The following is a 12,761-nucleotide window of genomic DNA, read 5'->3' as shown; positions in this document are numbered from 1 at the left end:
GCATCAGCATAGGCAGTGCGCGTGCGGCATCGGTGTGCGGCCGAACGGATGTACGCGCGCCGCACTGAGCTGCGCGTTTGGCAAACGTTCAGTGAACGTTGAGACCGGTCGGGCGGAATTGTGGCGGTAGCCGGAATCTGGACCTCAAGGAGAGAACACGATGACCAATGCTCATGAACTGCCGAATGTCCTTCTCGTGCACGGCGCGTGGGCCGATGGCTCGAGTTGGAGCAAGGTGATCGAGATCCTGCGGGCCGGTGGATTCGGCAGTGTGGTCGCCAGCCAGCTGGGGCTGCGGAGTTTCGCCGACGATGTGGCCACCGTTGTCCGGGATCTCGAGCTGTTGGACGGTCCGACGATTCTGGTCGGGCACTCCTACGGCGGTGCGGTGATCAGCCAGGCCGGTGCCGGTCGCCCGCAGGTGGCCGGGCTGGTATTCGTGGCCGCGTACGCGCCCAAGAGCGGGCAGTCCGCGTTCGCGATCAATCAGGAATTCGGGGTCGAGTTGCCCAGCGGCGCGGACCTGGTGAACATCGGTTCGGCCGAGGCCCCCGATTTCATCGTCGACCGCTCCCGCTTCCACCAGGACTTCTGCGCCGATCTGACCGCAGAGGAGGCGGCGGTGCTGGCCGCGGTCCAGAAGCCGACCTCGGTGCTGTCCCTGGCCGGTGCCGGCGATCAGGTCCCGGCATGGGAGACCTTGCGCGCCAACACCTGGTACCAGGTCTCGGCCGACGATGCGATGATCCACCCCGACCTGGAACGTCAGATGGCCGCCCAGATCACCGACCACGAGCGGATCATCACCCTGCCGACCGGTCACGCCTCCATGCTCAGCAAGCCCGCCGAGATCGCCGGGCTGATCGAGCGGGCCGCCCGCAACCACTGATCACCGGCGGGCGCGGCGCTCGCGTTGGCGTTCGGGGTCCGCGACGAGAGAGGACCGCAGCAGTTCGCCGGTGAAACGGTGCGCGGGCTCCGATGTCACCTGCGCGCAGGAGCCGAACTCCAGCACCCGGCCCTGCTGCATCACCGCGACCCGGTGACTGATGTGGCGTACCACCGCGATGTCGTGTGCGACGAAGAGGTAGGCGACGCCGGTGCGCTCTTGAATCTCTATGAGCAGGGCCAGAATTCGATCCCGGGTCGAGAGGTCCAGCGCGGATACCGCTTCATCGCAGATCACCAACTCCGGGTCCAGGGCCAGTGCTCGCGCGATGGCGACCCGCTGACGCTGCCCGCCGGAGAACTCGCGCGCATAGCGGTCCGCCGCATCATCGGGTAGCCCGACCTGGTCGAGCAGTGCGGTGACGCGAGCGCGTGCCTGGACACGTGGTATGCCCGCTGCCCGCAGCGGCTCGGTGAGGATGTCGGACACGCTCATCGTCGGGTTGAGTGAGCTGTACGGATCCTGGAACACCACTTGGATGCGGGCCGCGAGCGGTCGCCGCTGTTCTCGGCTCAGTTGCTGGATCTCGGCGCCGTCGAATCGAATTGTCCCGCCCGCGACCGGCGTCAAGCCCAGCACGGCCCTGCCGACGGTGGTCTTGCCCGAACCGGATTCGCCGACGAGGCCCACGGTCTCACCTCGGCGGATATCCAGGTTCACCCCGTCGACCGCGGTGAACGGCGCCGCGCGCCAACCACGCCCGGGGAACCGGACGGTCAGGTCTTCGATCTCGAGCAGACTCATCGTTCGGCACCGGCCTTCTCGCTCGTCACGTCGGTGTACTCGGCGCGGATATGGTCTTCATCCGGGACGGCGGCCAGCAGCTCGCGCGAGTACGGATGGGCCGAATTCTCGAAAAACGCAGTCACCGAACCGGTTTCGACGATCTCTCCGAAGCGCATGACGGCCACGTCGTCGCAGAGGTCGGCGACGACACCGAGGTCATGCGTCACCAGCAGGATCGACATGGACAGTTCCGCGCGCAATTCACGCAGCAGATCGAGGATCTCGCTCTGCACCGTGACATCGAGCGCCGTCGTGGGTTCGTCGGCGATCAGGATGCGCGGTTCGGTCGAGATCGCTCCGGCGATCAATACCCGCTGGGCCATACCACCGGAGATCTGATGCGGATAGCACCGCATCACTCGATCCGGATCTGCTATCCCCGTGCGGGACAGCAGATCCGCCGCACGCTCGCGGGCCGCGTGACGGCCTGTCCCGCGGGCGCGCAGCGGTTCGGTCAACTGGTAACCGATGGTGAAGGCGGGATCGAGATTGGACATCGGCTCCTGCGGCACATAGGCGACGGACTCGCGTACCGCACGCTCACGCCGGCCCGGCGGGAGTGTTTCGAGATCCACTCCGTTCAACCAGATCTGCCCGGACAGCAGCCGGGCCTGACGTGGCAGCAGGCCGAGCACCCCGAAGGCGGTTTGGGTCTTGCCCGAACCCGATTCGCCGACCAGACCCATGATTCGGCCCTGCCGCAGCGTCAGCGACGCACCGCGAACCACCTCGACCGGCTCGGAATCGGCGGCGGGATAACCGATTCGAAGTTCTCGAACGGACAGCACCTCCTCGGGAGCGGGTGGATCCGCGGGCGCGACCGGTAGGGCCACGCGTGGCCGCCGCCCCGCACCGCGCGTGGCCGCGGACCGGGTATCGCTGTGCTGCAACACATCCCGAAGCCCGTTGCCCAAAAGGAACAGTGCCGTCACGGTCGTGGACACCGCCAGCCCGGGCCAGAGGAAAAGCAGCCGATTCTGATAGAGCGCGTTGAAGCCCTCGCTCAACATGCCACCCCAGGTGATGATCGAGGCGTTCCCGAGACCGATGAAGTCGAGCCCGGTCTGGACCGTGATCGCGATCGCGGACAGTACGGTCAGCATCAGCAACAGTGGCCCGCGCACCACGCCGAGCACATGCCGGGCGATGATGCGCGCATCGCGCAGCCCGGCGACCTTCGCGGCGTCGATGTAGAGCTCCGACCGGATGGCGTTGACCTGCGCGCGAATCACCCGGAATACCGCGGGCGTCATCATCGTGCCCAGCGCGCTCATGGTGATCCAGGTCGAATTGCCCAGTCCGGCAATGATCGCCATCAATACCAGCAGTGCGGGCAGTGCCAGGATCACGCTGGACAACCAGTCCAGCGCCAGGTCGATCCGGCCACCGTAGTACCCCGCGATCAGACCGGACGGCACGCCGAGCGCAATCGCGACGCCGAGCGCTATCGCCGCGCTCAACAGGGTCGATTTGGTCCCGAACACCAACCGCACGAAGACATCGCGTCCACCATTGTCGGTGCCGAGCAGATGTCCGGGGCTCCCCGGCGGTGCGTTGAGATTGCGCAGGTTCGCGTCGAGGGGACTGTGTGGATCGACCCATCCGATGACAAGGGCGGCGATGAATGCGACCAGCACCACCGCGAGCAGGAACAGACCCGTCGCGGCGAGCGGGTTGGTGAGTACCGCGCGCAGCCGGGTGGCGCGGAGAGTCCGTCCGGGCGTGTTGTTTTCACTCATATCGTGCGTGCCTTCGGAGTCAGCCAGAGCTGGGCCAGATCGGTCAGGAGATTGACGAGTACGACCATCGCCGCGGTCAGGACCACCAGGCCCATGAGCACCGGGCGGTCGCCGGCGAGCGTGGAGTTCACCGCGAGCGTGCCGAGCCCCGGCATGGCGAACACCTTCTCCACCATGAAGGAACCGCCGAGCATGGCGACCGCGCCCAGCGACATCGCGGTCAACCATGGGGGAGCGGCATTGCGCAGCGCATGGCGCCACAACAGCGCTCGCGTCGAGATTCCGCGCGAGCGCAGGGTGCGCATGTAGTCCGCGTCCAGCACATCGAGCAGCGCGCCACGACCTTGCAGCAGCGCCCCGGAGATCCCCGAGAGCGAGACCGCGAGGACGGGCAACACCATGCCCGAGAGCCATCGTCCGGGCGAAATGCTCAGGGGCACATAGCCGAGCACCGGAAAGATCTGCCAGTGCACCGCGAACGCGGTGAGCAGGAGCAGTGCCAGCAGATAGCCCGGTACGGCGTGCCCGGCCAGTGCGATCAGCTGGACGAGCCGGTCCGCCCGGCCGCGGCCGGTGGCCGCCAGCACAGCGAGCAGCAGGCTTGCTACTCCGACCACGGTCAGGCTCAATCCCATCAGGCTCATGCTCACCGGCAGATGGGTCGAAAGCTCGCGGCTGACAGGCTGATTGCTCATATACGACCGCCCGAGATCACCCCGGAACACCCCGCCCGCCCAGTCGGCGTACTGGACGAGCAGCGAACGGTCTACTCCGAGTGAGTGATTCGTGGCGGCCACCGCCTCCGAGGAGGCCCCCGGACCGAGGATATTGCGACCCGGATCGGTGCCGCCCAGACTTGTCAGGAAGAACGCGAGGGTGGTGACCGCGATGAGGAGTAACAGCGCGGACACCGCACGCTTGCACAGCAGTACAGCCACGTGATCAGCTCCCCGCGCGCTGGAACCGGACCAGATCGGGATAGCCGCGCTCCTGCCGTTCGATCTTGACTCCGGCGACCGACGCCCACACCGTCTCCGCGCCGAAAATCGGTGCGAACCAAGCGCTTTGCACCAATTGGCGGTTGACTGCCCGGAAGGCGGCATCCTGGGCCGTGCCCGGTTCGGCATGTTGAGCGGCGGAGATCAGTGCGGCGAGTTCGGGCTCGGATACGTGGAAGGGATTCCAGGCCGCCGCGGGCAGCACCGACAGTTGCAGATCCTCCCAGGGCGATTTCATGCCGAGCGACATGAAGAACATCGGGAAGCGGCCCGAGGTCATCGAGGTCAAAAGCTGTGTGGGCGGGACCTTTTCCCAGGTGACGGTGATCCCGATGGCGCCCAGTTGCATATCGAGCGCCGTATTGAGGGCGGGGCTCCCGGTGAAGGAGGACATATCCGGCATGGTGACCGCGAAACCGCCGGGGTAACCGGCGCGGGCCATCAACTCCTTGGCCTTGGTCACGTCGTGCGGGTAGGCCGCGTTGAGCTGTTCGTCGTACGCGCCGGAGCCGGGCGCGAAGATCTGGGTCGTGGCAGGCGGATTCCCGGGCGCGAGCGTACGGAACAGGTCCCGATCGACGACCATATTGATCGCCTGGCGAACCTCGGGTTTACCCAGTGCGGGCTGAATGGTGCCGGCGCGATCGGCCAGGATCAGGCCGTTCCACGCGTTGGCGACCTGGACGGTCGACAATCCGGCCGCCTGCAGCTTCGACGCGTCGGTCGCGACGAACGACCCCGCGTCCAGCCGCCCGGTGGTGAGACCGTTGCGGATCGTATTGGGATCGCTGATCGCGACGAGTTCGAGGCGATCGAACGGGTACTGCGCACCGTCGGGGTAGGCGCTGTTGCGACGGAAGACCGTGGTGCCCGGCTGTGAGCCGGCGGAGTCGTACAGGTAGGGGCCGGAACCGACCGGGACCTGGTCGAATCCGCCCTTGGACAACGCATCCGGGGAGACCATGGTGCCGAGTGCCGAGGCGAGGTTGGGCAGTAGTGCGGGGTCGGGAGCCGACAGGTGCAGCACGAGCTGATCCGGGCGAACCGCGTCGATTCCGGTGATGGCCTCGCCCGTGGCGCTGTTCGGCCCCGGCGTCGAGGTGAAGCGTGCGAGGTTGGCCTTCGCGGCATTCGCGTCGAAGGCCGCGCCATCGCTGAACCGGATGTCCTTGCGGAGATCGAGGGTCAAGGTGGTGTGCGCCGGATCGTAGCTGAATGCCGACGCCATTCCGGGGATGACGTTCCGGTTGGCGTCCTGGCGGAGCAGGGTGTCATACACGGCCTGCCAGTAGGGCTTTCCGGGTCCGACGTCGAATTTGACCGGATCGAAACTTCCGAGCGGTGACGCGGTCGCGAGGGTCAGGGTGTCGTCCGGGACGCCGCCCTGGGTGGATTGGCCGCAGCCGGCCAGTGCGGTGACGGCCATCGCTACCGCGGTCGCGACGGTGAAGATTCGGGATTTGCGCAACGGGGGACTCTCCTGGAGGTCATGTTCTAGGCTTGTTCGGACCAGCAGGCCGATCAATCGGTAGGTCTGCTCGGAGGGCGGCTCTCCGGCCTGTCCTGCCTTCCGATGGAGTATGTACATACGAAGCTTAATATGTGTGGATTATCGAACATTTTTACCAACTTCATAGATTCCTCAGAATCTATGAAGGTCGATGTAGGCGTAGGGCTGCGGTGCACAGGTCGAGCAGCACGGCGTCCTCTATTTCCACAGCGCCCCGGGCATTTCCGCGAACCATGTCGCGCAGCCGGGTGACCATGGACCGGTATCGCGGGTGCTCGGCCAGATTCGTGCGCTCGGCGGCGTCGGCCGCACGGTCGGCGAGGAAAGGCTCCTCCTCTTCGGGCGTGGGCGCGCGACCATCGACGCGGGTTGTCATATCGAAACGGAAGCGGTCCGTGCGTACGCAGGACCGCCTCGGCCAGGCGTGCCCGCCCGGATACCTGCCATACATCTTGTTCGGGAACGCGGTACTCCACACCGCCCCGAAGCCGATGGTGGCGAAGATGGCCCGCGGTGCGGGATCGACGAACAGATCGCGGCCACCGAAACTGTCCGGAGCGTCGATTCCGCAGAGCCCGAACAGGGTTCGGGCCAGATCGATGGACTGGGCGAGGTCCTCGCGGTGGCCGGGTGCCAAACCGGGGGCGGCGATGATCAGCGGTACTCGATGCGCCTGCGGAGCGAAGGTGTGTTTGCCGAACGCGCCGGTCTCACCCAGATGCGCGCCGTGATCGGAGGTCAGCACGATGACGGTGCGGTCGGCGACGCCCGCGCGTTGCAATGCGGCCACGATCCGTGCGACCTGGCTGTCGATCCAGCTCACCAGGTTGTGATATGCCGAGCGGGCTCGCCGCTGCTGCGCGGCCGACAACCCCTGTCCGCCACTGACATCGGCGAACGCCGCTTCGAACGGACTCGAAACCTCTTGTGCGGGTGCGCCGCCGGGCCCGTCGTCCCGATCGCGCATGGCACTGAACTCGTGCGGCACGATCACGGGCGTATGCGGTTGCAGATACGAGGCGCGGACCAGGAAGGGCGTGTCGGCGTGCTCGGCGATCCAGTCGACGGTGTGATCGGTAACCCGCTCGGGTAGATACCGGCCACCTTCCGGCACCGTGCCCGCCACTATGAATCCGGTGCCCGGCGTGGTGAGGATGTCCAGCTCCGCCGGATCGTGTGCACTGAACGGGTCACGCATGCCACCACCGGTGGAATCGGTGTGCTGCCACGGTGTCAGCGCCGCCGGGGCGTGGTGTTTGCCGAAGCTGGCGGTGCGATAGCCGTGCCCGGCGAACACCTCGGGGAAGGTCGTCAGTCCGGCGGGCATCGGGAATCCGTCGGCATAGGCCTCGTTGTGGTAAACGCCGGTTCGTTCCGGTGGTTGCCCGGTGAGAATGGCGGTGCGCGCCGGGACGCAGACGGGGGAGTTGGTGAAGCATTCGCGGAAGACGACCGCGTTCTCGGCCAGCGCGTCGATTGCCGGGGTGCGCGGTGAAAACCCCGGCCCCGCTGCCGAGTCCGCGTAGGGGCCCAAGGCGTCGGCGCGGAGCTCATCGCAGTAGAGCCAGATGATATTGGGTGCTGCGGGATTCATCTCGATCTCGCATTCGGTCGCTGGGTTCCAGGCCGTGGCAATCCATCGATTCGGTGGAATCCATGGATTGCCACGGTGGAACGGAACTGTCGTGCTCGTTACTTGGCCGGTTGCGGCTTCGGGGCGGGCTGGTTGATGGTGGTGAAGTACTGCACCGCGGCCATGATCGCGACCGGGGCCGCGATCAGCAGGGTGCCCGCGAGAGTGCCGAGAGCGCCCAGCGCCATGACCCCGCCGATGCAGCCGATGGCGGCCGCGGGTAGGAAGGCGCCGAACAGGCCGATGATGGCCGCGGCCGCGACCGTGGCGCCCGCGATACCACCGAGCAGACAGCCGACGGCGGCGCCGCCGAGGCTGCCGACGAGAGTGCCGATACCGGCACCCATTTGGATGGTGGAGCCCATGCGCGCCCAAGCGGCCTGCTCACGGTCGTATTCCGTGCGCCAGGGAGCCTGATTCTCATAGGGCAGCGCCACCGGCTTGTAGACGGCGTGCTCGGTGTCGAACTGCGGGGTGAGGGTGGCGGTGTGGTCCTTGATCTCGGCCTGGATCGGGAAGACGAAATCGTCGACCCGAAAGGACAATTCGGTGCCCGCCAGGACGGTGCCGTCGGCGGCGGTGATCGTGAAGACGCCGTCCCGCACCGCGAGCGCGCCGCCATCGGTGGTGATGACGGTGGACCGCTCGCCGGGCGTAGCGGTGTAGTTGACCGCAGTCGAGCCCGAATCCGGTGTGGCACTGGAGGTTCCGGAGGCGACGCTGATCGCCGCGGCCAACAGGATGGCCGTGGAGGTGATCCTTCTCATCTATTCGGTCTTTCGTTTTCAGTAGCGCTGTTCCGGCGCTACTGTGAAAACCAGGCGTCTGGCAGGACGTCGCTGGTAATGAAATGTGTTCGTCCGTATGGCGGATGGGTTCCGCCGTGCATCACAGGTGTGTCGTCACGTCCTCCTCGAATTCGTTCGATCCGGGCGTGGCGGCCGCATGTCACCCGGAATCGGCAGATCCACCCGCGGGAAGCGGGGGTCCACTGCGAACGGGATGACATCGGAGGTCTCGACCATCCAGCGCAGCATCGCCTCGTGCATGCGCTGCCGGATATCGGCGTACTCCGGTTGCCCGGCCAGGTTGATCAGTTCGTCTGCGTCCGTGCGGCGGTCGTACAGCTCCGGCTGCTCATAGAGCCGCCACACATACGTCCAGTCCTGGTCCCGCACCGCGACGGCCCGGCCGACGAGTGTCGGATCCGCGTGCTGGAGTTCGCCTTTGCGATCGTAGGGAAACGCGGGCCGCTCCAGCTGCTGTTCTTCCTCGATGGTGAAACCGCCTTCGGTGAAGGCGAATTCGCGATGCGGCAGCGCGGGATCACGCAGCTGCGGCAGCAGACTGCGGCCGAAGTGCCGGTGCGGTGCGGTGGTATCCGCGAGTTCCAGCACGGTCGGCAGCACATCGATGAGTTCGACCATGGCGGAACAGGTTCCCCCACCGGGGAGGCCACCGCCGCCGATGATGAGCGGGTCGCGGGTGATGCAGTCGTGCATGGCGGACGGCCATTTCTCGATGAGCCCGTAATCACCGAGATACTCGCCGTGGTCGGCGAAGAACAGTGTGATGGTGTCCTGCGCCGCACCCGCCCGCTCGACCGCGGCGGTGATCCGGCCCAGTTGGCTGTCCAGACGTTCGATCATCCCGTAGTAGGTGGCCACGACCTCACGCCACTGTGCCGAGGTCACCTCGCCGATCTCGTAGGATTCGCGGATGGCCCGCATGAAACGAGGTTCACCGGCCGGATCGCCTGCGGGCACCGGATCGGCCATGGCGGCGCGGTCGTGCCGGGAGAACCAAGGCTCCTCGGCCTGGAACGGGCAGTGCGGTGCGATCAGCGGCAGGAACAGCACCCACGGCTGGTCGGGCGGATTCTCGAGCCATTGTTCGGCGGTGCGGATGAGGGCTTCGTCGGGATCGATGAGGTCGTCGCCGGATATCTTGCCGCGGTAGAACAGTCGCGACCAGACGCCTTCGGGGTAGTCGCCGCTGTAGCCGGTGTTCGGCGCGACGGAGAAGCCGTACTCGTGCGCGCTCAGCTCCGTCACGCCCGGGGCGAAGGTGTCTCCGCGCATACCTGGCCAGGCGACGTGGTAGCCCGAATCCTTCAAAATCCGAAGCAGATTCGGTTCATCGGGCTGGATCAGGTGGGTGAGCGTGCGATGCCCGGCGGTATGCGGATACCAGCCCGTCAACAATGAGGCCCGGCTCGGCGAGCACACCGGATGCTGCACGAAGGCATTGGTGAAGCGGGTACCCGTGGCGGCGAGCGCGTCGATGTGCGGGGTATTGATCACGTCGTTGCCGAACGCGCCCACGGCGTCGGCCCGGAGCTGATCGGGAATGAAGAACACGAAGTTCGGTCGTCGCGGCACGGGAGTCCTTCGATTGCTGTTGCGGGTGCGGCCGGTTCGCGACCGCGAAGGCGGGAACCGTGGGTCTCTATGTTCGTAAGAACTTATGAGAACAATCGCGGGGAAGCGGTGGAGTGTCAAGAGTCAAGTTTTGCGAACCGGAAAATTAGATAAATCGCGCGGAAACTGCCCCGTAATGCACCATCGGGCCTGTAGCGTGGTCGACCGGAATGTGTCATCTCTATGTACCTAGGGACATAGCTGGGGGGCTGGTAGAGCCAAACGGCGGACGGCGAGTTCGGCGTATAGTGCGGCACCGTCGGCGAGCACCGATTCGTCGAATACGGCCAGCGGGGAGTGGTTCATCGGAGCTTTGTCGGCGTCGATGCCCGGCGGGGTCGCCCCGAGGGCGATCATCGCGCCGGGGATTTCCGCGATGACACGGGAGAAGTCCTCCGAACCCGACCCGGGGCGGTCCTGCCAGGCCCAGCGGCGCGGACCGCAGATCTCGGCCACGGTGTCGGCGGCGAATTCGGTCTCCCGATCGTCGTTGACGGTCACCGGATACAGTTCGGCATAGTCGATTTCGACGGTCAGGCCGTGGGCCGCGGCGACACCGCGCACCGTGCGGAGGAAGCCATCCTTCACGCGAGCGTGTGATTCGGGAGAGTACGAGCGCACCGTCGCTTCGAAGTACGCCTGCTCGGGAATGATGTTGTCCTGGGTTCCGGCGTGCAGCGCACCGACGGTGATGACCACCGGATCATGGATATCGATGCGCCGGGTCACCATCGTTTGCAGTGCGAGCACCATTTCGCAGGCCGCGGGGATCGGGTCTCCGGCCTGATGCGGCATCGATCCGTGGCCGCCGACCCCGTGCACGGTCACCCGGACCGTATCCGCCGCGGACAGGAACGGTCCGCGCCGCGCGGCGAAAACGCCGGCGGGCAGCTGCTGGCTGATCACATGCAATGCGTAGGCGGCGACGGGACGGGTTCCGGAGGCGTCCAGCACGCCTTCGGCGAGCATCGTCCCGGCTCCGTCATAGCCCTCTTCACCGGGCTGGAACATGAAGACCACATTCCCGGCGAGCTGATCGGCGCGGGCGCTCAACAGCTGTGCCGCACCGGCCAGCATGGCGGTGTGCAGGTCGTGTCCGCACGCGTGCATGCGGTCGGCTTGCGCGGCGAAATCCAGTCCGGTCCTTTCGATTACGGGTAGCGCGTCCATATCGCCGCGCAGCAACACCGTCGGCCCGGGACGCGCGCCGCGCAGCACCGCGGTCACCGAGGACAGCGACTGCCCGGTGCCGATCTCGAGGCCGAGGCCGTCCAGGGCGGTCAGCACCTTCTCCTGGGTACGCGGCAGCTCCAGACCGAGTTCGGGTTCGCGGTGCAGGGCGCGCCGCAGCTGTACGAGATCGCCCTGCAGGGCGGTGGCATCCTCACGAATGGACATGGTTGGGCTCCTTCTGGAAGTTCTCGGTGAAGAGTCGGACCTCGGTGACGGTGCGGGTTCCGGCCAGCAGCGCCAGCGCCGCCGCGAAGACATAAACGGGCACCACCCAGCGCAGCTGTGCGGCCCCGAGCGCTTCGGCGACCATCGGGAACGTGCCGCCGAAGACGGCCACCGTCACCGTGGACACCAGACCCGCGCCGACCGCACGCACCTGCGCGGGCAGCAGCAGTGCGCACAGCACACTGCCGACCGCGGAGAAACCGGCCGCGCCGAGCCCGAGCGCGATCGCCGCGAGCTCGAACGGGAGTACGCCCCGGACCATCGCCAGCGTGACCGGCAGTACGCAGATCACGTTGAACGCGAAGGTGATTCGCATGATCGGCAGCACACCGAAGCGGTCCGCGAGCGCTCCGATGATCAGCATGGCGACCAGTACGACCACGAGTACGACGGTCATGAACGAGGTCGCCGACGCGGTATCGGCCACACCCGCCGCCGCGGCGAACTTCGGCAGATAGACCAGTGCGAAGTAATAGGTCACGGTGCCGCCGAGGGTGAACAGGAAGATCGTCAGCAGCGCTCGGCGATGCTCGCGGAACACCGTGGCGATCGCCGGTGAGCGTGTCGCATCGCTCGCGCGGTCGCCCTCGAACTCGCCGCTCTCCGGTGCGTAGGCCCGAATCCACAGGGCCAGCACGCCGAGCAGCCCACCGGCGACGAAACCCCACCGCCAGCCGCCCGCCCGCAGCGCCTGCTCGCCGATCGTCGCGTTCAAGATCGCGACGGTGAGGAAGACCAGCATCGAGCCGATCATGATGCCGCCGTAGGAGATCGCGCTGAACAGGAATCGATGCCGGCGCGGTGCGGTCTCGGCGACGTACGCGGCGACGGTCGGACCCTCACCGCCGTAGGCCAGGCCCTGCACGATGCGCAGTGCGACCAGCGCCACCGCCGACCAGACGCCGATCGTCGCCGCCGTGGGCAGCAGTGCGATGGCGATACTCGCCACCGAGATGATCGACATGCACAGCAGCAGGTTGAAACGCCTTCCGCGGGAATCGCTTACGCGGCCGAAGCACACACTGCCGATCGGGCGGGCCACGAAGCCGACCGCGAAACCGCCATAGGCGACGATGCTCGCACCGAGCGAATCGGAGCCGAAGAGATCGGCGGTGAAGAACGATGCGAAGACCACATAGACGGTCCAGTCGAACGACTCGACAATGCCGCCGACGGTGGCCGCGGCCAGTTCGCGGCGCGGCAATCCGCCCCGCGGCTCGGGGCGAGCGCCCGGCGCGGGCGCTGCGGTGCTGGTTGGTTCGCTCATC

The 12,761-nt window shown here is 66.6% G+C and carries 10 protein-coding genes; 1 reads left to right on the top strand and 9 read right to left on the bottom strand.

Translation table 11 applies throughout. The features are described from left to right. Positions 1–160: 160 nt before the first annotated feature. Positions 161–889, top strand: coding sequence for an alpha/beta fold hydrolase (locus OHB26_RS32155; RefSeq protein WP_330181009.1), 729 nt, complete (start codon positions 161–163; stop codon positions 887–889). On the opposite strand, the gene OHB26_RS32150 is transcribed toward OHB26_RS32155, so the two are convergent. From OHB26_RS32150 to OHB26_RS32110, 9 genes are all read right to left on the bottom strand, one after another. Then, positions 890–1,693 carry an ABC transporter ATP-binding protein gene (locus OHB26_RS32150; protein ID WP_330181008.1) on the bottom strand — a complete coding sequence of 268 codons (804 nt, stop codon included), beginning with the start codon at positions 1,691–1,693 and terminating at the stop codon, positions 890–892. Beyond that, positions 1,690–3,474: a dipeptide/oligopeptide/nickel ABC transporter permease/ATP-binding protein gene (locus tag OHB26_RS32145; protein WP_330181007.1), complete on the bottom strand. Its 1,785-nt coding sequence runs from the start codon at positions 3,472–3,474 to the stop codon at positions 1,690–1,692. The genes OHB26_RS32150 and OHB26_RS32145 overlap by 4 nt, the downstream gene beginning before the upstream one ends. Further along, on the bottom strand, positions 3,471–4,412 hold the full coding sequence (locus OHB26_RS32140) for an ABC transporter permease (protein ID WP_330181006.1): 942 nt from the start codon (positions 4,410–4,412) through the stop codon (positions 3,471–3,473). Before OHB26_RS32140 ends, OHB26_RS32145 begins: the two co-directional genes overlap by 4 nt. Before the next feature lie 4 nt (positions 4,413–4,416). Then, entirely contained in the window at positions 4,417–5,940 is a 1,524-nt protein-coding gene (locus tag OHB26_RS32135) for an ABC transporter substrate-binding protein (RefSeq protein ID WP_330181005.1), read from the bottom strand. A gap of 181 nt (positions 5,941–6,121) precedes the next feature. Next, positions 6,122–7,576: a sulfatase-like hydrolase/transferase gene (locus OHB26_RS32130; protein ID WP_330181004.1), complete on the bottom strand. Its 1,455-nt coding sequence runs from the start codon at positions 7,574–7,576 to the stop codon at positions 6,122–6,124. Between the two features lie 98 nt (positions 7,577–7,674). Further along, positions 7,675–8,382, bottom strand: a complete 708-nt coding sequence (locus OHB26_RS32125; protein WP_330181003.1) for a hypothetical protein — start codon at positions 8,380–8,382, stop codon at positions 7,675–7,677. Positions 8,383–8,517: 135 nt separating this feature from the next. Next, positions 8,518–9,996: a sulfatase-like hydrolase/transferase gene (locus OHB26_RS32120; RefSeq protein WP_330181002.1), complete on the bottom strand. Its 1,479-nt coding sequence runs from the start codon at positions 9,994–9,996 to the stop codon at positions 8,518–8,520. Between the two features lie 228 nt (positions 9,997–10,224). After that, entirely contained in the window at positions 10,225–11,433 is a 1,209-nt protein-coding gene (locus tag OHB26_RS32115) for a M20 metallopeptidase family protein (protein ID WP_330181001.1), read from the bottom strand. Beyond that, complete coding sequence (locus tag OHB26_RS32110) at positions 11,420–12,760, bottom strand: MFS transporter (RefSeq protein ID WP_330181000.1); 1,341 nt, start codon at positions 12,758–12,760, stop codon at positions 11,420–11,422. Before OHB26_RS32110 ends, OHB26_RS32115 begins: the two co-directional genes overlap by 14 nt. Position 12,761: the final 1 nt, after the last annotated feature.

The sequence above is a fragment of the Nocardia sp. NBC_01503 genome (assembly GCF_036327755.1).
Taxonomy (GTDB): Bacteria; Actinomycetota; Actinomycetes; order Mycobacteriales; family Mycobacteriaceae; genus Nocardia.
Note: the sequence above shows the minus strand (reverse complement) of the source record. Positions and strands in the feature narration are given on the sequence as shown.